Below are 25,456 nucleotides of genomic sequence, written 5' to 3' on the forward strand. Positions count from 1 at the left end.
TATTCGCTAAATTTACTTTTTTTATGTTCATTTTGGTCACCTCTTTTGATTTGACACCTTCATTGTATAAGATGTTTTTGTTTATGTAAGCACTTACAAGATAGAGCGTCAAAAACATGGAATCAGTTACAAAAAACGAAGGATGAAATACAAAAAACTACTGATTAAATACAATAGAAAAAATTTTTATACTTCGATTCACCTTATTTTTTATAAAATCACAAATTTTTTCCCAATAAATAAAACTAAATATTCACTAATATATCTATCCGTGGTTTAATATATATAATAAAAAAATATTTCTGTCTTTAATGAGGAGGTACTATGAAAGCAAACGTAGGGGATACTATACTTTTTCAACGAAACAATTTAAAGATTACAGGATCTGTACTAAAACTTTATACTGAATCGGTCTTAGTTGAAATTACAAATGTAAGCGGTGGTACTTTTGAATTTGATCGAACAATTGTAAATCATAAAAACTATAAAGTTTTAAATGCAAATACATAAAACAACACAAAATAGCCCCTGCTCAACAGCAGGGGCTATTTTATATAAAAATATTTCACTAGTTTATATACCCTAAAACATTAACAATCTTACTCGCTTTTAAATTGTTAATATGATAATAAATTTCTAAACCTCTTCTCTCTGCTCGTAACACTTTACCCTTCATTTTTGATAAATGTTGTGAAACAGTAGATTGCGGAATATTCAGTAACTCTGTTAATTGTGTTACATTACAAGTTTTTCTCGTACTTAATTCATTTACAATTTGCAGTCGGATTGGATGCGCCATAATTTTTAAAATATCTACATCTTCTTCTGAAACTAAAGTTTTTTTCATTTCACTTGTATATGTTGTCATAAGACATTCCCCTTTTATATGAATTCCATTTTTATAAGATCTATTTCCAAAATTTTTAAAACCCTCGATTAAAACTTTCATATAGAAATAAAAGGATTTTAAATTTTTGAAAACAGAACTTACATTCACTTTATTTATTTGGTACATATACATAATACAATGTTAATATGTGCTCTATGTGAAGTTCGCATAAATTTGTGATGAAGATTTATTTAGCCACTCGCATCCTACTCATCTAATTACCCACTGCATAAAATCATCAGTTATTTTAACACATTTTAGGCGTTTGTATATACTATTTATAAAACAACTTTTATAAAGGGGAATTCATATGCCTACAGCGTTACAAGAAGAAGTCGAAGAAGCACGGGAAACATATGTCAGTCGTATCATCTTAGTTGGAGGATCCGCTTTATTTTTAGTAGGCGGGGTTATCTCAGCAATTTCAGCCTTTAAAACTTATAATCGTTTGGAGAATACGCCGCCTTCTACAGATAATTCATAGATATTTTATAAAATAAAACGTCGCCTCCAATATGAAGAGACGACGTTTTATGATTCATACATATGACACTAAAAGTATCGGTAGATTCCCTACTCCATTTTCTAAGCTTACTTCACCACAAACCTAGTCTGACTACATCCATCCTTCTGCTTCGTTACTTCTAATACAGCTGGCATTGCGTTTTTCAGTTCTTGTACGTGTGAAATGACACCGATAAATCGGCCTGATTTTTGTAGGTCAATTAAGGCATCTACTGCTTTCGTTAATGATTCTTCATCTAATGAACCGAACCCTTCATCGATGAACATCGTTTCGATGGAAATACCACCTTCATATGCTTGAATGACATCTGCCATTCCTAGCGCTAAGCAAAGTGATGCGTTAAATTTCTCTCCGCCGGATAATGTTTTTACATCGCGCGTTTGGCCAGTGTATGCATCGTACACATCTAAGCCTAATCCACTTTGACGGTTTCTTTTTTCAACTCGTTCACTTCGTTTTAAATAAAATTGTCCATTTGATAATTTACGTAGTCGTTCGTTTGCGATTTGAACGATTTGTTCTAAATACTCAATTAAAATGTAACGTTCAAATGATATACGACTTTCGTTATCACCTTTCATTACTTCATATAAATCAACAAGTTCTTGGAAGGCTTTTTCTTCCTCGTGAATTTGTTCGTCAATACGTCTAATGTTTTCATGTAAATCAGAAATATATGTTACCGCATTTTGCGCACGTTGACGTTTTTCTTTAATGATATCGAGATTAATTTCTAGTTCTTTTATGTGTTCACCTAAAGATGTAATATCCATGTACTCTTTATCTTTTAATTCTGAGTTTAGCTCTTCAATTTGTTTTGCAAGCACTTCAAGAGATGAATAATAACCTTGAATTTCTTTCTGTAACATCTCCATCTCGGCGTCGCTTAATTTGGCTTCTTTATACGTGAATTGATCTGTAAATCCGCTTTGTTCTAGCTCTTTCATAAAGCGTGCGAAAGTCTCTTCTTTCTTCAATTTTGCACTTTCAAATTGATTAGAAGCACCTTTCTGTTCTGCTTGAATACGTATATTTTCATTTTGCCAATGTTGATACGCTTCCTGCACTTTCTTCCATTCGTCCTCCATTAACCTAAGTTCGTGCATAGCTTGGTCAAACTGTGATTTCCAAGCTTGTACTGTTTGCAAGTTTTCTGGAATATTTCGTTTATCATGTTCATATGACGTACGAAGTTGCATGCACTCTATTTCTGTACGGTGCTGCATTGTTTCTACTTCCCGTTTTTGTTTCTGAAGTTCTTCTATTTTTTCTTCTACGCTTTTCATGTTCGCAGCAATCTGCTTACGTGTTTCTTCACTTGCTTTTAACGTATTAACGTCTGCTGCTAATTGTTTTCCTTTTTGAACAAGTGCACTATATGTTTCAACTAATTTTTCGGAGTTATAGCCACGCTTCACAACTTCTTCTATCACTTGTTCATATTGTAGTCGATAAAAATTCCATTTCTCCTCTACTTGCACATGTAATTTTTCAGCAATGTTCTTCTTATCTCTTAAATCGTTTAACTCTTTTTCATCGATCGCATTACTTTGCTCTGTAGCTTTTTGCGGATGATTCGTACTACCACATACCGGACAAGATGCACCGTCATGTAAATGAAGAGCTAATATACCAGCCTGTTCACTTAACCAGCGGCGCTCCATGTTTTCATATGCACGAACTGCCACGTGCATTTTATTATTTGCCACTTCTTTTTCTTGCTCGAATTTTTGTTTTTCTTGCCAAACATCGTATGCTTGCTTTAAAACTTTTGCATCTTCTCGCATATTCGTTAGTTCTTCTACTTTAGCTACATATTGCTCAAGTGCTTGTTCTAATTGATGCAATTCATCAGACATTCTCTGTTTTTGGCTTGTATGCTCTTCTAGTTGTTGATCCAACTTTTGCATACTTTCTTTTAATTTCCCTATTTGAATTTCGGCATTTTGTAAATTCAGCTTTCTCTCAGCTAATGATTCAATGATTGCTTGTAACTCTTCTAATCTTTGAACAAGTTTTTTAGCCTCTTCTCGTTCAGCTTCTTTATTCTTTACTACTTCATACTTCTCCTGAGCAAGTTCAAAGCTGTTCATTATCTGTTCTTGTTTGACGATTATCTGTTTTAACAAACTTTCAGCTTTCTGCTCATTTTGCATCGCTTCTTCATACCATTGTTCAAATGGTAATAAGCGCTTTGCTTGTTCCGCACGTTTAAAGGATTTTTCTTTCCTTTCAATTGCTGCACGGTTCTCTTGTAAAGTGTTATATTTCTCATTCTTTTGTTGTAAATCTATAAATTTCTCATTTACAGATTTTGCTGCATGAAAACGTGTTTCTGCATCCTTTAATTGCTTCGTTTGAACATCTTGTTCTACTTGTAATTGCTCAACCTCTGCCTTATACACTGTTGTTTCTTGTTCTAACGCTTCTACTACTTGATGCGTATTTACATGTTCTTGTGCCGCTAATGTCTCTAATAATGCTCCATCACGGATTGGTAATTTAAAAACATTACGGAAATAGAGCTCTCTCTCTTTTTGTTTTTCTTGTAAAACATCTTTCCATTGTTTTCTCTTTTGATCAAGTAACTCACGCATTAATTTATAACGATCCGTTTTAAAAATACGACGTAAAATCTCTTCTTTGTTTTCCGTCTCAGATGTTAATAGTTTTCGGAATTCACCTTGTGGTAACATAACAATTTGACTAAATTGATGTTTACTTAAACCAATTAAATCTTCCACTTTTTTGTTTACGTCTGTTACATGAAAACGATCGACGGCTGGAACGTTTTCTCCATCAATAACTTCATATAATTCTACTGCATGTCCTGTAATGGTCTTATTCCCTTGTTTTTTATGTCCAAGTTGTCTTTTTATTTCATAGCGTTTCCCTTTTAATTGAAAGGTTAATTCTACACTTGTATAAACATCATCATCAGCAAATTGACTTCGAAGCATGCTCGTATCACTACGTTCTTCTCCACTAGCCTCACCATATAACACATAACAAATCGCATCAAAAATCGTTGTTTTTCCAGCTCCCGTATTCCCAGAAATAGCGAAAATACGATGTTCTCCAAGATCTTCAAAATCGATTACTTCTTTCTGTTTATATGGCCCGAATGCTGTCATAATAAGCTGAATCGGTCTCATCCTCGTTCACCTTCCCGTTCTTGCACTGTTTGTAATACATCTATAAATAGGCGTTCTTTCTCTTCTGATAAATCTAACCCTTTCATTTCTTTATAGAAAGCCTTTAAAAGAGATAAATCATCCGTTTTATGTCTTGAAACCGTTACTTCATTTGTATCTGTGAGTTCTCGCCTTTGCATCGCTCTTTCAACGTGCATTGCATTTGGATATACAGATCGTATTTTCTCCATTGGCTGTAAGACAGGGTTTTCATCTAATAATTTTACAAATACGTAATCTTCACTTACTGGGTGCTGTAATAATTCATCTATTTTCGCTTCTACTGTTCGCATTTTACGACGTGGTGAAAGTAACCTTTTTTCAATTGCTACTTCACCAGTTTCATTCAGTTCTACAATGTAATAACCTTTTTTATGTTTCTCTTCAGAAATTGAATAGGCAAGTGGTGAACCTGAATATCTAATGGTCTCATTACGTACGAAATGCGCTTGATGTAAATGTCCAAGCGCAGTGTAATGAAACTTATCAAAATAATGACTATTTACATATTCAGCACCACCAATTGAAAGTGGTCGTTCTGCATCACTTGTATTCTCCTCCGCTTCTCCTGAAGAAGTTACAAATGCATGTCCAACAAATACATGTCTAGCTTCTTTATCCATTGTTTCAGAGAGCTCATTCATAAAAATGCGCATTGCATCATCATGAGAACGTACGTCTTCATTTTTCAACACGTGTCTAACTATGCTTGGGTCTGCATACGGTATTAGATGGAAGTGAACCTCTCCATATTCATCATTTAGTACAACAGGTTCATACGGGAATTGAAATTGGCCTGCAATATGTAATCCCTGTTTTTTCATTAAACTACTCCCAAAATGGATACGATCCGGACTATCATGATTACCAGCTACTGCAATAACTGGTGTTTGTAAATCAATAACTATTTTTTGCAGCACATCATTTAATAAGTCTACTGCTTCTGTAGGTGGAATTGCTCGGTCATATAAATCCCCTGCAATAATTACAGCATCTGGTTTTTCTTCTTCAACAGCCTGTACAAACTGATCTAATACAATCTTTTGGTCTTCAGTCATATACACGCCATGAACAAGCTTACCTAAATGCCAATCCGCTGTATGAAATAACTTCATATTTTTCTACTCCTTTTAATTTACTGATTTTAGTGAAACGAGTTGATAGTTTATTGTAGTTTTTCCGTTCTCCCACTCTAGCTTCAATATCGTTGCACTTCCAATTCTTTCTTCATTTGATTTATATAAAGGCAATATTTCTTGAATTGTAAATAAGTGATAACCATCCAATATTAATTGAAATATATTTTCTTCAATATGTAATCTTACTTCTTTTTCATTTGAAATAATTTTTGTATGCATCTCAAATTTCATGATAGATACAACCCCTTTTTATAATCTCTACATTTTAATAGTATAGTGGCTATGCAAGATTGACAAGTACATACACAGCAAAGTACACACTTTTCTATGGTTATATGTTTTATGTATTTTATATAAAATACGGTATGTGAAATTTTATATTTTCTCCAAAATAAAAATGCCTATTGTGACATCTTTATTTTTGTATAAAGTCTTTCATTACATAATATAAAACGGTAATTAAAACGATTGCGACGAAAAATGAGAACACTGCGACAATGTACCCATCTTTATTTAATAAAATACAGAATGAAATAGATATTATAAAAATCGGAAATACGAGACGTACTTTATCCTTCACTTCTTCTGTCGTATCTGTATGATGAAAATACTGCGTTATCCCTATCATTAAAGAAGACAAAATAATAACCGACAATAGTAAAGGTCCTGGCATTCCGATTTCTCCTTTCTCTATTTCTAATTCAGTGTAAAATTTTTTATTACAATTGTACGATTCATTTTTTCTTCAAACACTCTTTTTAGAATTGATAATGAACAATTCACACCTATATAATAGCGCTTTTATCATTATAACTTCAAATAATTACACTTACAGTAATGTTGTAATATTCCCCCTCAGTCTCTGAAATCCTGCAAAGATAACTCGTCAAAATATGCGGTGACCAAATTAATATTTACCGTCAACTTTTGACAAAATTTATAAAGGACATTTCAGTACATATCAAGAATTAAGAATAAGAAGATATGTAAGGGAGGATGCATTATGACTGAACAAGTTTTATTTTCTGTTAGTGAAAACGGCGTTGCGACAATTACTTTAAACCGTCCAAAAGCACTTAATTCTTTATCTTATGACATGTTACAACCTATCGGACAAAAACTTAAAGAGTGGGAACACGATGAGCGTATTGCACTTATCGTGTTAAAAGGAGCTGGCACAAAAGGTTTTTGTGCAGGCGGCGACATTAAAACTCTTTATGAAGCGCGTTCCAATGAAGTGGCATTGCAACATGCAGAACGTTTTTTTGAAGAAGAGTATGAAATTGATACATATATTTATCAATATACAAAACCGATTATTGCTTGTTTAGATGGAATTGTAATGGGCGGTGGTGTCGGTCTTACAAATGGTGCGAAGTATCGCATTGTAACTGAGCGTACGAAATGGGCAATGCCAGAGATGAATATCGGCTTCTTCCCAGACGTCGGAGCTGCATATTTCTTAAATAAAGCGCCTGGATATACAGGACGATTCGTTGCTTTAACAGCATCTATTTTAAAAGCTTCTGACGTATTATTTATTAATGCTGCTGATTACTTTATGACATCTGATTCATTACCAAAGTTTCTTACTGAACTTGAAAGTGTAAATTGGCATAAAGAAGATGATGTACATACTAATTTAAAAGAAGTTATTCGTACATTTGCAACTGCTCCAAACTTAGAAAGCGAGCTCGCTCCTTCATTAGAAGTAATCAATTCACATTTTGCTTTCGATACAATTGAAGAAATCATCCATTCATTGGAGAAAGATGAAAGTTCCTTTGCTCTAAAAACGAAAGAAACACTGTTATCAAAATCCCCTATTTCACTAAAAGTAACATTAAAACAGTTTATTGATGGAAAAGATAAATCCGTTGAAGAATGTTTCGCTACGGACCTTATACTTGCTAAAAATTTCATGAGACATGAAGATTTCTTCGAAGGAGTACGCTCCGTTGTCGTTGATAAAGATCAAAATCCGAATTATAAATATAAACAGTTAAGTGACGTTTCAGAAGAAGATGTGAATCGTTTCTTTAACTTACTTAATGCATAAAATGAAATTGTCATGAGGGGATCTTTTGTTCATCCCCTACCTAACTTCTTTGCTTCAGCTAAATCTTGTGCGGTGAAAATCTTACTACCCGCAAATAGCGGTATAAAATCGAAGCTATATAGTAGTGTAATTACAGCTACTATATAGCCTTTTTTATTTAATTATTTTTAACAAAATTTAATTTTATTAAATCCATTTTTGTGCTACACTATTTTTAATCAAATATTCTAAAAATAAAAAGGAGGGGCGGCTATGATAGAAAATTATCTTCTTTTCATCATTATGTCTATTTGCCTTATCATTTTACCTGGTCCAGATACAGCAATGGCTACGAAAAATACATTGGCTGCTGGTAAAGTCGGTGGAGTGAAAACAGTGTTTGGTACATGTATTGCACTATTAATTCATACTTTAGCTGCTGTAATTGGTCTTTCTGCACTTATTGTAAAGTCAGCTCTATTATTTTCTATTTTCAAGTACGTTGGGGCTCTCTATTTAATTTATATCGGTATTAAAGCCCTTTTAGCAGTAAGAAACAAAGAAAACTTAGATACAAATGATCTATCTTTGAATAATGAAAACGAACATACTTCTTGCTTTCGCCAAGGATTTCTTACAAATTTATTAAACCCTAAAGTTGCAGTCTTCTTTTTAACTTTTTTACCGCAATTTTTAAATCCAAATCATAATACATTTATTCAACTTCTTGTAATGGGCCTTACTTACCTCGTTTTAACAGTCATTTGGTTTGCATTTTATATATTTTTAATTGATAAAATTAGTGCTTTTATGAAAAAACCGAAGACGCAACGTTATATTCAAGGGCTAACAGGAGTCGTCCTAATTGGATTTGGTATTAAACTAGCTTTTGAAAAAAATAATTAACAAGACGAAAACCACCACTATTAATAGTGGTGGTTTCATTTAATAACTGATTTGGTTATTTACTCTATATTAAAACCAGCGCTCAGTTACAACTTTTTTACGTGTATAGAATTGAACGCCATCTGTACCATTTGTACCTAAATCACCAAAGAATGAAGCTTTATTTCCTGCAAATGCGAAGAATGCCATTGGTGCTGGAACGTTTACATTTACACCGATCATACCAGCATCGATGTTATCACGGAACGTTTGGGCATGTTTACCGTTTGACGTATAAATAACTGCACCATTTGCAAATTTAGATTGATTTGTTAGTTTAATACCTTCTTCTAAATCTTTAACTCGTACAATGCTTAATACTGGAGCAAAAATCTCATCTTGCCAAATTTTCATTTCTTGATTCACGCCATCAAAGATTGTCGCACCTACAAAGTAACCTTCTCCAACTTCTTCATTAATTTTACGGCCATCTACTAATAAAGTTGCCCCATCTGCTACACCGCTATTAATATAGCCTAAAACGCGCTCTTTATGAGATTCACGGATTAATGGTCCAACATAGTTATCTTCGTTAAAGCCATCGCCTACTTTTAATTTTTTCGTTTCTGCTACTAATACATCAATGAATTCATCAGCAATTTCATCCACTACTGCTACTACTGAGCATGCCATGCAGCGCTCTCCACTACTTGCAAATGCAGATCCAATTACACCTTGTACTGTTTTCTCAAGATTGCAATCTGGCATTACAATCGCATGGTTTTTCGCACCTGCTAACGCTTGTACACGTTTTCCGTGTTTCGTACCTGTTTCATATACGTAACGAGCTACCGGCTCAGAGCCAACGAACGAAACAGCCTGAATATCTTTATTTTCTAAAATGCTATTTACAACATCTTTTCCGCCTTGTACTAAATTTAATACGCCTTTTGGGAAACCTGCTTCATAGAATAATTCTACAAGTCGCTCCGCTAAAAGTGGCGTTCTTTCAGATGTTTTTAATACGAATGTATTACCGCAAGCAATTGCAAGTGGGAACATCCATAACGGAATCATCATCGGGAAGTTAAACGGCGTAATACCAGCAACAACTCCGATTGGGTAGCGCCAAATTGATCCATCAATTCCGCTAGCAATATTCGGAAGTGCTTGACCCATCATTAAATTTGGCGTAGATGTTGCAAGTTCTACCGCTTCAATACCACGCTGTACTTCACCTGTTGCATCCGTTAGCGTCTTACCATTTTCTAGCGTAATGATTTTTGCAAGCTCATCTTTATTTTCTTGTAATAGCTGTAAATATTTATATAAATTTCTTGAACGATTTGGAACTGGTACTTTAGACCATGTTTCGAATGCTGATTTTGCCGCTTCAACAGCTTTTTCAACATCTTCTTTTGGAGATAGTGGAACGTAAGCGATAATTTTTCCAGTCGCTGGATTTGGAACTGCTTCTACTTCCGTACCTGTCGATTCAACCCACTCACCGTTAATGTGATTTTTTACTCGTTTAATTTCAGTTGTAATCATTGTATTCTCTCCTTTGTATAATTTATTTTTGATTAGAAATTAATTGCTCGCTAACTTTCTTATATAAAGCAGCCATATCGTTTTCACCATATCCAGCTTGACTCGCTTCTTCATATACGTTTAATAACATTTCGCTTACCGGTAAATGGAGTTCGCTTTCCTTAGCTAAGTCAACTGCAAATCCTAAATCTTTTTTCAATAAGTTCACAGTAAATCCTGGCTCGTAGTTTTCAGGTGCTATAAAACTTTTATAATTACGTTCATAAATTCTACTTTGACCGTAACTTACATTTAAAATATCAAACATTTTATCTAAATCCATATTGTTCTTTTTCGCTAATGTTAAAGCTTCACTCACACCAGCTGTATAAAAACCAATTAATAAGTTATTAATTAACTTAACAGTTGTACCACTATCAATCTGCTCACTAACGTGGAAAATGTTCGCGCCTAGTACGCCCATGATAGATTCCGTTTTCTCATATACCTCTTTTGATCCACCAACCATAAACGTTAATGTTCGGTTTTCGGCTCCGATTACACCACCGCTCACAGGTGCTGCTAAAAAGTCTACTTTCTTTTCCTTTGCAGCTTCCTCTAATTGTTTGTTTAACTGCGGCGATACCGTACTTGTATCAATGAAAACTACATTCGAGTGACCATTTTCAAATAATCCTTCTGCTCCAAAATATACCGCTTCAACAGCGCGAGGTGAAGGTAAACTTGTAAAAACTACATCACATGTTTCTGCTAGTTTTGAGATTGATAGACCGATAATTCCGCCTTCTTTTTCAAAGGACGCTTCCGCCTCTTTATTTAAGTCCACGCCATATACTGTGTAACCTGATTTAACTAGATTTTTTGACATTGGAAGACCCATGTTACCTAAACCGATAAAACCAATCTTTTTCATATCGCTTTCCTCCTATTTACACAATATATTTCCCGCGATTTATAATAGCTTTCGCAATTTCTCTCTTCTTCGTAAATACGTTCGTGTATAAAGGCACTAATAATTGACGGATTTCAGCTAAAATCACATTTCTATCTTGTTCTTTTGTGACAGCTGCTGAAAGTACAGAAATCGCCGCTTCTTCTACTTTACGGTATCCTTCTTCACAAATAACATCCGTTATGAGTTGCTTCGTACGTTCTTTTTCCTCTCCATTTTTACGTACCGCTTTTCTCGTACGTAAAAACGCTGATTCCATGATGTACACGTCCGTCAACATATTTGATATTACACGTGAATATTCTTGTTCTTGGTCAATTTTTAGACCTGGAGTTTTAGAGAGCGTTTTCAAAGATTGTTTCAACAATTTTTTCGCTAATAAAATGTAACGATGGTTTCTTTCTACATTTGCTACATCACTTTCTACTTCAGTATCTTCTAATTGTTCGATTTGTTTCATTAACATTTTAGCAACTGTTAATCTATTAATTTCGTTCGTTCCTTCAAAAATACGACTAATTCTTGCATCACGATATAATCGTTCTACCTCATACTCTTGCATATAACCGTAACCACCATGAATTTGTACAGCTTCATCTACGATATAAGCAAGTGTTTCAGAAGCATTTACTTTATTCAGTGCACATTCAATTGCAAATTGAGACATTTTCTTCATAAGATCTTCATCGCTCTCATGAATTGCTTCATCGATTACACCTGCTGTACGATAAGCTGCACTTTCGGCTCCATATGTAGCAATAATCATATTTGCAATTTTCTCTTGAATCATCGTAAAGTCTACTAATTCCGTTTGGAACTGTTTTCGCTCTTTTCCATATTGAACCGACAAACCAATTGCTTGTTTTGCTGTTCCAATATTTCCAAAAGCAAGTTTAAGTCTAGCAAAGTTAAGAATATTAAGGGCTACGTGATGCCCTTTCCCAACTTCCCCTAAAACATTTTCAGCAGGGATGACAACATCTTCTAAAATAAGAGTCGCTGTTGAAGAACCTTTAATCCCCATTTTCTTTTCTTCTAATCCAATAGATACACCTTCACATGTTCTTTCGACAATAAACGCTGTCATTCCTTTATTTGTCTTCGCAAAAACAACGTATACATCTGCCATATGAGCATTTGTAATCCATTGCTTCTCACCATTTAACTTCCAAGCTGTTCCCCCTTCATTCAATACGGCGCTTGTTTTTGCACTTAATGCATCCGAACCAGCATTTGGCTCCGTTAAAGCATAAGCCCCAATCCATTCTCCCGATGCGATTTTCGGTAAATATTTTTCTTTTTGCTCTTTCGTTCCATAATATATGTAAGGCAATGTACCGACACCAGCGTGTATATTAAAAGAAACGCTAAACGCACCAGCGTAACCCATTTTCTCTGCTACAAGACCTGAGACAGCCTTTCCTAACTCGAACCCGCCATAATCTTCTGGTACCTCAATGCCTAATAATCCAAGTTCCCCAGCTTTCTCAAATAATTGACGAGAAACTTTATAGTTATGTTGTTCAATATTCTCCATTTGTGGAACAATTTCTTGTTTAACGAATTGTTCTGTCGTTTTTGCGATTAAATCTTCATCACCTGAAAAATCTTCTGGTGTAAAGTAAGTATGATTTATATCTTTATTAAGTGAAAAAAATTCATCCCATGGTAACTTCGTTTTCTCCATATGTATCCCCCTATCATTCGGCTTTCATAGCTTTTTGCTTATGCTCGTCTACGATGAGTGGAATATCTTTTTTGAAAATAGAAGGCGATGATTTTTCACATCAAGCATTTTATTTTGCCAAAGATGTATTTTCATCGCCTTCGCTGCTTTATCTATTGATCTTCTGATAATACTGTTTTTGCAATACCAGTATCTAACTCTTCAAAGTCATGATATGAAATTGTTTCGTATAATTCACTTCTCGTTTGCATATTAGAAAGTGCATCTTTTTGAGAACCTGTTTCTTTAATTAAAGCAAACACATTTTCATATGCTTTCGCTGCAACGCGAAGTGAAGTTACAGGATAAATAACCATTTGGAAGCCCATATTCGCAAATTCCTCTGCACTATAATATGGAGTTTTTCCGAATTCAGTCATATTCGCAAGCAAAGGTGCATTTACCTTACTATTAAATAGACGGAATTCTTCCTCTGATTGAAGCGCTTCAGGGAAAATTGCGTCTGCACCTGCTTTTACATATGCATTTGCTCTTTCAATTGCTTCATCTAATCCTTCAACGCCGCGAGCATCAGTACGTGCTACAATGTATAAGCTCGGTGCAACTTCTTTAATCGCTTTAATTTTTTGAACCAATTCTTCTGTAGTAACAAGTTTCTTGCCATTTAAATGTCCACATTTTTTTGGTAATTGCTGATCTTCAATTTGGACAGCTGCTACTTTCGCTTCCACCATTTCTACAGCTGTTCTCGCTACATTTAGTACACCACCAAATCCTGTATCAATGTCAACAAGAACAGGTAAGTCTGTAGCTCTTACTAAATCTCTTGCTCTCTCAGCCACTTCAGTAGACGTCACGATACCTAAATCTGGTAAGCCTTTACTTGCAGTATAAGCAGCTCCTGATAAATAAAGAGCTGAAAAACCTGTATTTTTTGCAACTAAAGCCGCCATTGCATCATGAGCACCTGGAATTTGCAAAATTTCATTTGCTTCTACTAAAGCTCGGAATCGATTCGCAAGCTCCTCTTGTGTTGACTGCTTTTTCACAACCCAAGCCATTCTAAATTCCCCCTATTATTAAATTAAGAATAGATCTACAAATTCGTTTACATTCATATTTTCTAGTTTTTCTTCATTTAAACAAACTTCATGAATTTGTTCTTGTTGCTTACTAGAATAATGACCTGCCATATTTGCAGTGAATTTTTGAACAACTTTTGGAATTGCTTCGTCTCTACGGAAACGGTGACCAAGTGGATATTCACATTCCACATTTTCTGTTACTGTGCCATCTTTAAAGTGAACTTGAACAGCGTTGGCGATTGAGCGCTTGTTCGGGTCAAGGTAATCTAAACTGTACTGTTTGTTTTCAACAACAACCATCTTATTACGTAATTCATCTACACGTGGATCGTTTGCTACTGCATCTTCATAATCGTCTGCAACGATATCTCCTTTTAATAAACCAATTGCCGTAATGTATTGTAAGCAATGATCACGATCAGCTGGGTTATTTAATGGCCCTTCTTTATCAATAATACGAATTGCTGATTCATGAGTTGTAATTGTAATACGGTCAATTTCATCTAATCTCTCTTTAATTTCCGGATGCAACTTCACTGCACATTCTGCAGCCGTTTGTGCATGGAATTCTGCTGGATATGACACTTTAAATAACACATTTTCCATTACATATGACTCTAGTGGTCTTGCTAATTTTAATTCTTGTTTATTGAATAATACATCTTGGAATCCCCATCCTGGCGCAGATAATGCTGTTGGATAACCCATTTCACCTTTTAGAGCAGTCATTGCAAGATGAACACCGCGGCTCGTTGCGTCACCTGCAGCCCATGATTTACGTGAGCCCGTATTTGGAGCATGACGATATGTACGAAGACTAGAATTATCAATCCACGCATGTGATAATGCATTAAAGATTTCTTCACGTGTTCCGCCAAGCATTTTCGCAACTACTGCAGTTGTTGCTACTTTTACATATAATACATGGTCAAGACCAACTCTGTTTAAGCTGTTTTCTAAAGCAAGCACGCCTTGAATTTCATGTGCTTTAATCATCATTTCTAATACTTCACGTACTTTTAAAGCTTCTTTTCCTTCTGAAATACGAACACGGCTAATATAATCTGCGACCGCTAAAATTCCGCCTAGGTTATCAGATGGATGTCCCCACTCTGCTGCAAGCCAAGTATCGTTATAGTCTAACCAACGGATCATACATCCGATATTAAATGCACCTTTTACTGGATCTAGTACATAAGACGTACCTGGTACACGTGTACCATTTGGCACGACTGTTCCTGGCACAACTGGTCCTAGTAATTTCGTACATTCTGGATATTGTAGTGCTAAAATTCCACATCCAAGTGTATCAAGTAATACGTAACGAGCTGTACTGAATGCTTCTGCACTAGTAACCTCTTTATTTAATACATAATCCGTAATCTCTTCTAATAATGCATCTTTTTGCTTAATTTCATTTGTTTTAATCATGCTATCCTTCCCTTTCTGTCGAAAATTCGTTATTATTAATGATGGGTGTCGGTCAAACACCCATCTGGCGGGCGGTGCTAACAACTCCCCAGTTGTTCTTATTTACTAAGTACATGTCGCTCGCCAATATAATTTACACGCGGACGGAACAAACGATTATTTGCATGTTGCTCAATAACGTGCGCACATAATCCCACTGTTCTAGAGCTAAAGAAGATAGGTGTGTAAAGTTGAATTGGAATACCTAGCATCCAATATACTGGAGCTGCATAATAATCAAGATTTGGATAAATTCCTTTTTCCTTTTCCATAATCTTTTCTCCAGCTTCACACATTTCATATAGTGTATAATCACCTTTTACATCACATAACTGTTTTAAAGCTTCCTTCATCATAAGTGCTCTTGGATCCATCTTCTTCATATAAACACGGTGTCCAAAGCCCATAATTTTTTCTTTGTTATATAGTTTCTTCTGTAATAACTCTTCAAATTTCTCAACATTACCAGCTTCTAAAAGCATGTACATAACCGCTTCATTTGCACCGCCATGTAAACTTCCTTTTAAAGATGCAACTGCACCTGTTAAAGCACCGTATAAATCTGATTGTGTTGATGCAATAACGCGCGCTGTAAATGTAGAGTTTGGCATTTCATGCTCACTATATAAAACAAGGGAACGATCAAAGATCTTTTCCTCAAGTTCAGTTGGTTTTTTACCAGTTAACATATAGAAGAAATTCGCACTATAAGATAATTCTTTAAGAGGTTCAATTGGCTCCTCATTATTTAAAATATGATAGCTATTCGCTACAATGTTTGGCACTTTACTTAACAGCTTGTACCCTCGGCTTTTATTCACTTCTAACGAGCGGTTTTCGATATCATTATCGTAACCAGCTAACGCTGACACACCTGTACGTAATCCATCCATGGGATGCGTCTCTTTAGGCAATGCCTTTAGTACGTTGAATACACCTTCTGGTACTGCATATTCTTCTTTTAATTTCTTTTCAAGTGTTGCTTTTTCATCTTCATTCGGTAGATGTTCCTCCAATAAAAGGTGCACAATGTCTAAATACTCTTTTGTTTTTGAGAGTTCGATTAAGTCATACCCTTGAATTACAATTTCACCTTTTACTGTGTCAAGAAACGAGATTTTCGTCTCCGCTGCCACTATACCATCTAATCCCGGGGAAAATTTTTCTTCAGCTTTCATCATTATTTCCTCCAATCCTAATAGATCTTCGTGCACATAACTGTAAGCCTTTACAATATTGTGAAACTACATTTCTATTTCAATGTATCAGAGTTTTTAGAAGATTTCAATTTATTTTATAATGATAAGTTTCCTACACTTTTCTTACTGTAACAATACAATTTTTTGAAAATAATTCTTATATTTTATAAAGAAAGAATAGACTTTTTTGCGTATTTTCAAAAACAAGATATAAAGATTTTTCATATAACACCGCCAAATATACAATTATTCTAATTTTATTTGAGAAATAAAAAAAACGAGCTGTACATAAATACAGCTCGTTACTATATGATATTTATTTCACTATCTCTTAAATATAATTTTTATATAAAACTTATTCATTTTTAATAAAGTTATTATTTTACATAATTAAATTGAATTTCTTCCATTTCCTCATGATAACTTACAAATAAATCATAGTTTTGAAAATACCAAAGATCATCAGAATCTACAAAAAATATAATACCTTCCTTCTCAACTGACACTATTTCCCCATCTGGTTTCTCAGCAACAACCCCTAAAGAATATCCTGGCTGAATTGAACTATCCCCTCCGTACCTTACAGTAAAACGTACAGATTCACCGTGCTTTATACGTAATTCTTCCTGGAACCATTGCAGAGCTTTACGATCAATTGAAATTCTCATCTTTATTCCTCCAGTTTACGCAAACTCTTTTTTTCCTAATCGTTGTTTTACAAAGAAGACGAAAATGATTAAGGCTATTAATGCCGAAATTGCACTCCCTGAAAATAAAATACGATAACCAAACATTTGTGAAACAACTCCAAGTAAAATAGCACCTAACCCGATTCCTAAGTCAAACGCTGTAAAAAATGAAGCATTTGCAACTCCTCTTTTACTCGGATCGACAATTGTAAGCATTGCCGCTTGCAAAGCTGGCTGCGCTGAACCAAATCCAATACCGTATAATGTTGCTGCGATAATTACACCTAACAAACCATTTGAAATAGTTAAAACAACTATAGCTAAAATAGTAATACATAATGCTGGGAGTATGATGAATACTTCTCCATACTTATCTAATAGTTTCCCTGAAATTGGTCTTACAATTGTTAATGCAATTGCATATACAAGAAAGAAAGTTCCTGGATTCACATGAATTGATGATGCAAATAACGGTAAAAAGGTTGTTATTCCTCCATATGCAAACGATAAAAAGAATACTACAATCGTGATTGTTAATACAGATTTCTCAAATAGCTGAATTTTCCCTTTTTCTTTTTGTGGCGTAAATGGCATCTTCGTTATTAGTGATAATACGACTGCCATAAAAGATAACAACGTCGCTAATAAAAATAGACCATGAAATGAATAATTTTGTACAACCCATAGTCCAATCATTGGTCCGATCGCCATTGCAATTGTCATCGCCATCCCGTACCAGCCCATACCTTCACCACGGCGTGAATCTGGAATAATATCCGTTATTGCTGTTCCAACAGCTGTTGTAGAAACAGCCCATGTTACTCCGTGAATAACACGTAAAACAGCTAAAAGGACAATAGTCGATGCTATATTATAGGAATACATCGTTAATCCAAAAAAGATGAGTCCGAAAATAATAAAGGATCTTCTACCATATTGATCTAACATTCCTCCAATAATCGGTCGTATTACAACAGCAGCTATTGTAAACATTCCCATCATGAGTCCAACTTGCGATTCATTGCCACCTATCTCTTTAATAAAGAGCGGGAGCGTTGGAACAAGTAAATAAAATCCTGTAAATAAAAATAACATTGCGAAAGTCATTTGAATAAATGATTTCGTCCATAATCGTTCCATAAAAATACCTCCATACACTCGTAAAATATTACGATTAACACCCTCATTGTACATTTTTTTTATCTCTTTTCCCTCCGCAAATAGACGTATCTTTTCATATTAAATAGTCCACCATCAGCTTACATTAGTCTTAAGACTTTGTACGCATGTTTTAAACGAAAGTCCTATATATGTGCCTTTATATGTGTGAAAAGAATATACTAATTTATTATCACAACTTAGGAGTGAATATTTCATGTGGGTATTATTAAGAGTAACTGCCGTAGTTCCTTCGACTCCTGGAATACATGTTCCTGCAGTTCATACAGCTAGCTCCGATGTAGGAATTGAACTTCCCGCAACTTGGCAGCAATATCAAATTCCCGGTCAAGTTACCCCATCATTTTGGCATCATGGTACACACCCCAGTAGTACTCCCATTCATAGCCATAGTTATCCTCCACTACCTCCGACTCAAGTCTTTTATCATTTCCCTTCAATTTTTTTTCAAAATTTTTATGGTACGTTTAACATTTAATAGCTATCACTGTATTACCCCTACATTTTAATAAGGCGAACCTTTAATCCAGTTTCAACATAAAAAGTCGAATTCCTTAAATAAGAAATTCGACTTTTTAATTGTTTTCCAAACTAAAGTAACCGTTAAAGAAAGACATTTATTAAAGATTTGAATATAATTCCCACTCATTTAATGGTTTATGTAATCCATCACAGTTAGTCCCTTTCCGGGATAACCCGCACGTACAATCATTTCTCTCTTTACGTTATATTTCACATAAACTACATTCACTCTTTTTCTATCCAGCCCTTAACATTACATTTTCTGTAGCAAAATGAAAAGAGCACTTAAGATTGTAAATTCCTACAAATCTTAAGTGCTCTTTTGAAAACTTTTCTATAAATTTTTCTTATTGTCCATTATTGGCAGGAACCTCTCCTGCATTTCCACCATTATTTGGTTGTACTGTTGCAGGTGGGGTTGGAGTTCCTTGACCTCCATTATTATTCGCTGGAGGTGTCGTTCCTTGACCTCCTCCGTTATTTGCTGGAGGTGTCGTTCCTTGGCCTCCTCCATTATTCGCTGGAGGTGTCGTTCCTTGACCTCCTCCGTTATTTGCTGGAGGTGTCGTTCCTTGGCCTCCTCCGTTATTCGCTGGAGGTGTCGTTCCTTGACCATTTCCGTTATTTTGTTCATTTTGTTTCTTTTCTTCTTCTTGTTTCTTTTGCTCTTCTAGTTTCTTTTGTTCTTCTTGCTTCTTAAGTTCCTCTTGTTTCTTTTGCTCTTCTTGTTTTTTCAGTTCTTCTTGTTTCTTTAATTCTTCTTGCTTTTTCTCTTCTTCAGTTTTTTGCTGTTGATCTTGTTTTGGTTGCTCCGTTGTATCCGGTACGCTAGTATTTGGCGATGAATCACGTTTTTCACCTTTTATACGTAGCTCACTACCTTCTTGAATAACGCTACTTGGCATTTTAAAGCGTGATTTATCTGTAGCCATTTCACTCATCATTTCTTTAAAGATCAACTGTGCAATTTTCGTATTTTTACTACTAATATACTCGTCTTTACCATCTTTCATATACCCCGTCCATACTGCCATCGTATATTGCGGTGTATATCCAGCAAACCAACTATCACGAGTTGCACTTTCTGGAATTTTATATTGAGCTAATTGTTTTGATGAGTAGTTTGTCGTACCCGTTTTACCAGCTACATCTAAAGATGCTATATTTGCAGATGTACCAGTACCTGATGTAACTACAGAACGAAGCATATCTGTAATCATATATGCCGTAGAATCTGTCATAACTTGTTTTGGCTTTTGTCCAAAACTTTGTGACTTACCATCTGGATAAACAACTTTCTTAACAAAATGCGGTTTCGTATATTTACCATCATTACCAAATGCCGCATAAGCGCCCGCTATTTCAGTTGGTGATACTTCATTTGTACCAATCGCTGTTGATTCAGTCGGTGCCGCATTAAATGTAATGCCTAATTTCTCAGAGAAGTCTTTTGATTTATTAATTCCAACTTCTTTCGCAGTCTTAATTGCTGGGATATTTCGTGACTTTTCTAATGCTACACGCATTGTAATAGGTCCCATATGACTTCTATCTGAATTTCGTACTTCTTGTCCCGTTGAATACTTAAATGGAGAGTCATCAATTTGATGGTACGTGGCCCATTTTAAATATTCAATTGCAGGAGCGTAGTCGAAAATCGGCTTCATCGTTGAACCAGCTGCACGATCTAATTCAATTGCCATATTATGCCCTTTAAATACAGCTTTATTTTCTCCACGGCCACTACCTATAGCACGAACTTCTCCTGTTTTCGTATCCATAAATGTAAATGCACCTTGGAATTTATCGTTCGGATAATCAATGATATTATTATTTAAAATATTATCAGCGAGTTTCTGTGCTTTCGGATCTAACGTTGTATAAATTTCTAAACCATCAGAACCAATATTAGCATCTGGCAATTCTTTTTCTACTTCTTTCACAACTGCATCCATAAATGCAGGGTATGGCATTGTTTGTAGTTGAGTTGCAGGCTTGAGTCCCTTTTCTACGTCAACTTTTAATGCTTCTTCCATTTCCTGTTTTGTTATATATCCATGTCGATTCATTAAGTTTAGAACAACATTTCTTCTTTCTGTTGCTTTTTGAACATTTTCTTTTTTCGTTGGATCATAGTTATTCGGTGCTTTCGGTAAACCTGCCAGCATCGCAACTTCTGGTAATGTTAAGTCCTTCAATTCTTTACCATAGTAGTTTTGTGCTGCTGTTGCGATCCCATATGAACGGTTTCCTAAGTTAATTTTATTTAAGTACATCTCTAATATTTCATGTTTTGAATACTGTTGTTCTAGCTTATAAGCTAAATATATTTCTTGCGCCTTACGCTTTGGTGTTTTGTCCATTGATAAGAAGTAGTTTTTAATAACTTGCTGTGTTATCGTACTTCCACCTTGAGAACCGTAATCTCCTTTAAGACTTACTAGAACAGCACGCGCAGTACCTTTAAAATCTACTCCGCTATGCTCATAAAAACGTGAATCTTCTGTCGCTAAAAATGCATTTTCTACTAATTTAGGTATTTGCTCATACGTAACATTCGTCCTTTTTTCTTTTCCATATTCATATACCAAATCCCCGTTTTTATCATAAATTTTTGAGGATAACGGATTAACAAGTTTTGCTTTCTCAAGTTTTGGTGCATCCTTAATCATTACGAAAAAGGTAGCAACCCCCGCCACTAAACCAACAATACCAAGTAATAAACAAGTAATTAAAAACTTGCGAAAGAATGATGTTTTACCTTTTGGTTTTTGTGTTTTAGAAGCTGGTTGTTTTTTCTTTTTAACTTGTCGTCGTTCCTCTCGAGAACGATAATTTTCTGACATGTTACTTTCTCCTGCCTTTCAATTCTCCCGTTGATTTACTTAAAAATATTGAGGTCACTTTCTAAAATGCATTTGATTAAGAAAGTATATTGACCTGGAGCATTCAATATTTTCCCAATTCACAGATTATAAATTTTAGAATACTTCTTATACAAACTATTTTCACTTCTATTTTTCCTAATAACGCTGCCCCTTTAAGCATAGAATGTAAAAAGTGAATTTTTAATACCTCGTATAAATAATATACCTTTTTTTCAAATGGTCAATATTTTCTTATTTATAAATCAAAGGTGAAATAAAAATAGCACAACGATATGTACTTCGTGTGAACTTCCTTATAATTACGTATAACAAACATTTAATATATTGCATATAAGTATAATACCTCTTAATTTATAAGGATTTCAACTTCACAACCTCAATATCTACAAGAAATTATTAAAAATGAAAAGTGAGGAGTTGCGTAATGATGAAGCTATCTCCCGTGATTTCAAAAAACATAGTTGCTGTTGGCTATAATCCTTTTTCTATGATTTTGCGAATCCAATTAAAGAATGGTATGTACGATTTCTTTAATGTACCAGAAAGTATTTATACTGGCCTATTACATGCACAATCTAAAAGTTATTATCATAAAACTTATATTAAAAATTCTTTCCGCCACACAAAAATTTAAACTTAACACCCACTAAAAAAAGGAGGTTAATCCTCCTTTCTTTTAAAAACATTTCACAGATGAATTATCTTCGATTCCTCTTATTAATTTCATCATATGCTTGAATTTGTTTTTTCAAACGCCGATCAGCTTTTTTATCATGCACTACAAGAATTGCATGTATAACTCCTGGCACCCAAAATATTAATGTTAATATGAAATTTATTATTGCCTGAATTGGTTTTCCACAAAATAGTACAGCAACAGGTGGAAGAAAAATTGCTAATAAATACATCATCCCTTGAAAACTCCTTATTTTGTATTTTATATATCCCTTTTCAAAACATACGTAAAGAAACCTTATGATGTTGTTGTTACATAAATTTTCATTAAGTATATATAACATCTCTTACTTTATATATTCTATCTATAGGCAAAAAAACCTACTACTATTTTAATCTTAACGTACCTATAAAATTCATGTATCTCCTTCTATTTATATAAGTATTTCAACCTTTTCATTGTTTTCTAGCCTATTTTCTTCCTCTATTGCAGTTACTCCAATTGCAGAAATTAACGTTCCTATCGCTTGTATCCAAATACCAATGAGTGCAATTATTCTCTCATCCTTCTTATCAAAAATACTATCTTCATTTTCTCTCTCATCTTTCAATACATTTGAAACACCTTGATACGCTTGTAATCCAGCACCTAAACTTTGCATGGAGTTACCTAATATAATAATTTTCTGTAGTACATTTATATCCATCAAAGCTGCTTCTACTCCTAAAAAAGCACCGATCGATTGTAAACTGTTCCCTGTAATAATAAGATAATCATTTTCTTTCGATTGTTCATTTATATTAAAATATGTTCCTATTACATTTGATATATTCCCTAATGCTAATAGCTCAATTCCTATTTGATCAAGTAATTTACTTTGATTCTCTAAGCCTATATTTTGATTTTCTCTTTTTTCTTCCCCATCATCATAATTGCTCGCAATGATTTGTAATATATACCCGAGGGCTTGTAATGAGCTTCCTACAATAACGAGATCCGATTCAACTTTCTCTTCTCCAATAAATCCTCTTGTCGTTCCAATTGCAGCTGTAAGGTTCCCACCTACTTGAAACCATGCCCCTGTAACTTTTAAACCGCTTGGATTCATTTTTATCACCTATTTAAATATTTTCTAAACCTTTCAAAATAAAGTGAAACTTTAATCAGTGGGGTTTTCTTCATCCCCCTCCTAAATTCTTTGCTTTCGCTGAATTTTGAGGTAGGGGTCTTACTAATCGGCAAATAGCGGAATAAATAAATTCCACCCTTAATCTTTTATTTTATTTTTTAAATGTAATTTTGTGAATGATATAATGTGCTACTAATATAAAAAGCACCTTAAAGGTGCTTTTTATATGCATGCTGGGCATGTCAGTGAATCTCCATTTTTATCTATTGTTATATTCAATATATATTGAGTTGCTTTATGTGACCAAGTTTCAGGTGTAGGTGATTCATTTATATATTGTGGCGCACATGACTTCAGCATTGGAGTACTAATACTCCCTCCAGGATCTAAAGCAACTACAGCCATGCCATGAGGTAATTCCAGTGCCATAGATTTAGTGATACCTTCAATTGCAAATTTTGAGGCACAATATGGCGCAAGCTCAGCTTCACCTTCTCTCCCCCAACTAGAACTCATATTAATGATAATTCCTTCTTTCCTAGCTACCATTGCGGGAACAAACGCTCTTATTACATTTACTACACCATTCACGTTTACATTCATTACATTTTCGAATTCTTGAGCCGTAATTTTCCAAAGTTGTGCATTTTGATTTACAATCGATGCATTATTTATTATCATATCGGGAGCCGTATGTCTATTAAGTATATAATTTGCCCAGTTGTTAACTTGCTGAGAATCTGAAACATCAATTACTTGAAAATCATGTATTTTACTGTACTGTTTTTTTAGTTCTTCAATTTTATCTTTTGAACGTCCACAACCATATATGTTCCACCCTAATTCATCAAATCGGTCAACCATCGCACGTCCTAACCCTTGTGTCACACCTGTAATAATTACAGATTTACCAATTTCTTTTCTCTGCATTTCTCTCATCCTCCTTCCCTATATCTTACTCTCTTCATTTTTATTCAGCCATTTACTATAGTATCAACTCAACTCATACTTTAGTAATGGTTTTGATATTGCATACATAAATAAAAAAAGTAACCATCATGGTTACTTTTTGCTATATATCTAAAAATTCATTGTTTATTTCATTATCGTTTTTACATTTCAACTTCTCTTTTCCACATTTTTCACACTGGTAAATATAAACTACACCTAATGTATCTTTTTTAAAATCCTCATTATCCTGCATCTTAATAAAAATATATTTATGTTTACAATGCGATTCACCCAAATAATTTTCAAACCACTTTTTCAACACAACACATTCCACCTTTATGATAGAACCTTTATTTAGCTGCCTTATTACATACTTTTATTTAAATATTCAATCTCATATTGCAATTTTTTAAATTGCTCAAAATGCATGGTAATAGATTGGCTACTACCATAATCAACATTTTGTTTCACTAATATAACACCCGTATCATGAAAAAGCGCTTCAAGTTCTTTCCTAATAGACACTTTCGCAATATGAGCTGTTTTAATTGCAGATAAAATTGCAATTTCATTAAACTTTAATTTTATTTCATTTGGACAAAATGCGTCTTCAACTAATATAACTTCATTACTATAAATTAGTGCAACAAGATTACTTGATTTGGCATCTGTTAAATCAACTTTTTTCATAATATCTTTCATTACATTTTGCCTCCTTTATTTTCGTATATATCAATTATACAAATTTTTTTAAAAAATTACTCAACTTTATTATATTAATTTTAACACACTTTTATTGAAATCCAT

General features: G+C 34.2%; 25 protein-coding genes. 6 read left to right on the forward strand and 19 right to left on the reverse strand.

The features are described from left to right. The first annotated feature begins 324 nt into the window (after nucleotides 1-324). Nucleotides 325-510, forward strand: coding sequence for a YkvS family protein (locus AC1Q8L_RS01035; RefSeq protein WP_000646792.1), 186 nt, complete (start codon nucleotides 325-327; stop codon nucleotides 508-510). Between the two features lie 58 nt (nucleotides 511-568). Here the strand turns inward: AC1Q8L_RS01035 and AC1Q8L_RS01040 are convergent, their stop codons facing one another. After that, nucleotides 569-868 (reverse strand): ArsR/SmtB family transcription factor, encoded by a 300-nt coding sequence (locus tag AC1Q8L_RS01040; RefSeq protein WP_000214794.1) that lies wholly within the window; start codon nucleotides 866-868, stop codon nucleotides 569-571. Between the two features lie 331 nt (nucleotides 869-1,199). Between AC1Q8L_RS01040 and AC1Q8L_RS01045 the strand changes: the two genes are divergently transcribed. Continuing rightward, nucleotides 1,200-1,373 carry a hypothetical protein gene (locus AC1Q8L_RS01045; RefSeq protein ID WP_001141667.1) on the forward strand — a complete coding sequence of 58 codons (174 nt, stop codon included), beginning with the start codon at nucleotides 1,200-1,202 and terminating at the stop codon, nucleotides 1,371-1,373. A 107-nt stretch (nucleotides 1,374-1,480) separates the two neighbouring features. Here the strand turns inward: AC1Q8L_RS01045 and AC1Q8L_RS01050 are convergent, their stop codons facing one another. The 4 genes from AC1Q8L_RS01050 to AC1Q8L_RS01065 all read right to left on the reverse strand — a co-directional run bounded on the left by AC1Q8L_RS01050 (nucleotide 1,481) and on the right by AC1Q8L_RS01065 (nucleotide 6,421). Next, the gene (locus AC1Q8L_RS01050) at nucleotides 1,481-4,570 is read right to left on the reverse strand and encodes an AAA family ATPase (protein ID WP_001247451.1); all 3,090 of its coding nucleotides are present in this window, start codon (nucleotides 4,568-4,570) and stop codon (nucleotides 1,481-1,483) included. Further along, nucleotides 4,567-5,724 (reverse strand): exonuclease SbcCD subunit D, encoded by a 1,158-nt coding sequence (locus AC1Q8L_RS01055; RefSeq protein WP_000765150.1) that lies wholly within the window; start codon nucleotides 5,722-5,724, stop codon nucleotides 4,567-4,569. Before AC1Q8L_RS01055 ends, AC1Q8L_RS01050 begins: the two co-directional genes overlap by 4 nt. Nucleotides 5,725-5,739: 15 nt before the next feature. Beyond that, nucleotides 5,740-5,979 carry a DUF2584 family protein gene (locus AC1Q8L_RS01060; protein ID WP_000667344.1) on the reverse strand — a complete coding sequence of 80 codons (240 nt, stop codon included), beginning with the start codon at nucleotides 5,977-5,979 and terminating at the stop codon, nucleotides 5,740-5,742. A gap of 184 nt (nucleotides 5,980-6,163) precedes the next feature. Continuing rightward, on the reverse strand, nucleotides 6,164-6,421 hold the full coding sequence (locus AC1Q8L_RS01065) for a hypothetical protein (RefSeq protein ID WP_001119409.1): 258 nt from the start codon (nucleotides 6,419-6,421) through the stop codon (nucleotides 6,164-6,166). A 330-nt stretch (nucleotides 6,422-6,751) separates the two neighbouring features. Here AC1Q8L_RS01065 and AC1Q8L_RS01070 point away from each other — a divergent pair, with 330 nt between their 5' ends. Together AC1Q8L_RS01070 and AC1Q8L_RS01075 are read left to right on the forward strand one after the other, a co-directional pair. Beyond that, nucleotides 6,752-7,807 (forward strand): enoyl-CoA hydratase/isomerase family protein, encoded by a 1,056-nt coding sequence (locus AC1Q8L_RS01070; RefSeq protein WP_000139782.1) that lies wholly within the window; start codon nucleotides 6,752-6,754, stop codon nucleotides 7,805-7,807. A 252-nt stretch (nucleotides 7,808-8,059) separates the two neighbouring features. Next, nucleotides 8,060-8,692, forward strand: a complete 633-nt coding sequence (locus tag AC1Q8L_RS01075; RefSeq protein ID WP_000572345.1) for a LysE family translocator — start codon at nucleotides 8,060-8,062, stop codon at nucleotides 8,690-8,692. A gap of 69 nt (nucleotides 8,693-8,761) precedes the next feature. Here AC1Q8L_RS01075 and AC1Q8L_RS01080 read toward each other — a convergent pair whose 3' ends face one another. The 8 genes from AC1Q8L_RS01080 to AC1Q8L_RS01115 form a co-directional block, all read right to left on the reverse strand. Then, complete coding sequence (locus AC1Q8L_RS01080) at nucleotides 8,762-10,222, reverse strand: CoA-acylating methylmalonate-semialdehyde dehydrogenase (RefSeq protein WP_000633363.1); 1,461 nt, start codon at nucleotides 10,220-10,222, stop codon at nucleotides 8,762-8,764. 22 nt (nucleotides 10,223-10,244) lie between these two features. Beyond that, nucleotides 10,245-11,135: an NAD(P)-dependent oxidoreductase gene (locus AC1Q8L_RS01085; protein WP_016512871.1), complete on the reverse strand. Its 891-nt coding sequence runs from the start codon at nucleotides 11,133-11,135 to the stop codon at nucleotides 10,245-10,247. A 16-nt stretch (nucleotides 11,136-11,151) separates the two neighbouring features. Continuing rightward, nucleotides 11,152-12,861 (reverse strand): acyl-CoA dehydrogenase FadE, encoded by a 1,710-nt coding sequence (locus AC1Q8L_RS01090; RefSeq protein ID WP_016512872.1) that lies wholly within the window; start codon nucleotides 12,859-12,861, stop codon nucleotides 11,152-11,154. Between the two features lie 152 nt (nucleotides 12,862-13,013). Beyond that, nucleotides 13,014-13,922 (reverse strand): methylisocitrate lyase, encoded by a 909-nt coding sequence (gene prpB / locus AC1Q8L_RS01095; RefSeq protein WP_000312639.1) that lies wholly within the window; start codon nucleotides 13,920-13,922, stop codon nucleotides 13,014-13,016. A gap of 18 nt (nucleotides 13,923-13,940) precedes the next feature. After that, complete coding sequence (gene prpD / locus AC1Q8L_RS01100) at nucleotides 13,941-15,377, reverse strand: 2-methylcitrate dehydratase (RefSeq protein ID WP_000598139.1); 1,437 nt, start codon at nucleotides 15,375-15,377, stop codon at nucleotides 13,941-13,943. A gap of 98 nt (nucleotides 15,378-15,475) precedes the next feature. After that, nucleotides 15,476-16,597 (reverse strand): citrate synthase, encoded by a 1,122-nt coding sequence (gene mmgD / locus AC1Q8L_RS01105; protein WP_001987369.1) that lies wholly within the window; start codon nucleotides 16,595-16,597, stop codon nucleotides 15,476-15,478. A 395-nt stretch (nucleotides 16,598-16,992) separates the two neighbouring features. Then, nucleotides 16,993-17,283 (reverse strand): HesB/YadR/YfhF family protein, encoded by a 291-nt coding sequence (locus AC1Q8L_RS01110; protein ID WP_001222842.1) that lies wholly within the window; start codon nucleotides 17,281-17,283, stop codon nucleotides 16,993-16,995. Nucleotides 17,284-17,298: 15 nt separating this feature from the next. Then, complete coding sequence (locus AC1Q8L_RS01115; protein ID WP_014482022.1) at nucleotides 17,299-18,444, reverse strand: MFS transporter; 1,146 nt, start codon at nucleotides 18,442-18,444, stop codon at nucleotides 17,299-17,301. A 235-nt stretch (nucleotides 18,445-18,679) separates the two neighbouring features. Here AC1Q8L_RS01115 and AC1Q8L_RS01120 point away from each other — a divergent pair, with 235 nt between their 5' ends. Beyond that, on the forward strand, nucleotides 18,680-18,961 hold the full coding sequence (locus tag AC1Q8L_RS01120) for a hypothetical protein (RefSeq protein WP_000270089.1): 282 nt from the start codon (nucleotides 18,680-18,682) through the stop codon (nucleotides 18,959-18,961). A 391-nt stretch (nucleotides 18,962-19,352) separates the two neighbouring features. On the opposite strand, the gene AC1Q8L_RS01125 is transcribed toward AC1Q8L_RS01120, so the two are convergent. Next, nucleotides 19,353-21,851, reverse strand: a complete 2,499-nt coding sequence (locus tag AC1Q8L_RS01125) for a transglycosylase domain-containing protein (RefSeq protein WP_025118549.1) — start codon at nucleotides 21,849-21,851, stop codon at nucleotides 19,353-19,355. 466 nt (nucleotides 21,852-22,317) lie between these two features. Here AC1Q8L_RS01125 and AC1Q8L_RS01130 point away from each other — a divergent pair, with 466 nt between their 5' ends. Beyond that, nucleotides 22,318-22,527, forward strand: coding sequence for a KTSC domain-containing protein (locus AC1Q8L_RS01130; protein WP_000977080.1), 210 nt, complete (start codon nucleotides 22,318-22,320; stop codon nucleotides 22,525-22,527). 64 nt (nucleotides 22,528-22,591) lie between these two features. On the opposite strand, the gene AC1Q8L_RS01135 is transcribed toward AC1Q8L_RS01130, so the two are convergent. The 5 genes from AC1Q8L_RS01135 to AC1Q8L_RS01155 all read right to left on the reverse strand — a co-directional run bounded on the left by AC1Q8L_RS01135 (nucleotide 22,592) and on the right by AC1Q8L_RS01155 (nucleotide 25,351). Further along, nucleotides 22,592-22,804, reverse strand: a complete 213-nt coding sequence (locus tag AC1Q8L_RS01135) for a YqaE/Pmp3 family membrane protein (protein WP_000990219.1) — start codon at nucleotides 22,802-22,804, stop codon at nucleotides 22,592-22,594. Between the two features lie 198 nt (nucleotides 22,805-23,002). Then, the gene (locus tag AC1Q8L_RS01140) at nucleotides 23,003-23,677 is read right to left on the reverse strand and encodes a DUF6944 family repetitive protein (RefSeq protein ID WP_001069869.1); all 675 of its coding nucleotides are present in this window, start codon (nucleotides 23,675-23,677) and stop codon (nucleotides 23,003-23,005) included. A gap of 243 nt (nucleotides 23,678-23,920) precedes the next feature. Beyond that, nucleotides 23,921-24,628 carry an SDR family oxidoreductase gene (locus AC1Q8L_RS01145; protein ID WP_001189038.1) on the reverse strand — a complete coding sequence of 236 codons (708 nt, stop codon included), beginning with the start codon at nucleotides 24,626-24,628 and terminating at the stop codon, nucleotides 23,921-23,923. Nucleotides 24,629-24,770: 142 nt separating this feature from the next. Further along, nucleotides 24,771-24,971: a hypothetical protein gene (locus AC1Q8L_RS01150; RefSeq protein WP_000915134.1), complete on the reverse strand. Its 201-nt coding sequence runs from the start codon at nucleotides 24,969-24,971 to the stop codon at nucleotides 24,771-24,773. Between the two features lie 44 nt (nucleotides 24,972-25,015). Next, entirely contained in the window at nucleotides 25,016-25,351 is a 336-nt protein-coding gene (locus tag AC1Q8L_RS01155; RefSeq protein ID WP_000651909.1) for a hypothetical protein, read from the reverse strand. Nucleotides 25,352-25,456: the final 105 nt, after the last annotated feature.

The sequence above is a fragment of the Bacillus sp. GW823-FHT06A11 genome, assembly GCF_058795355.1.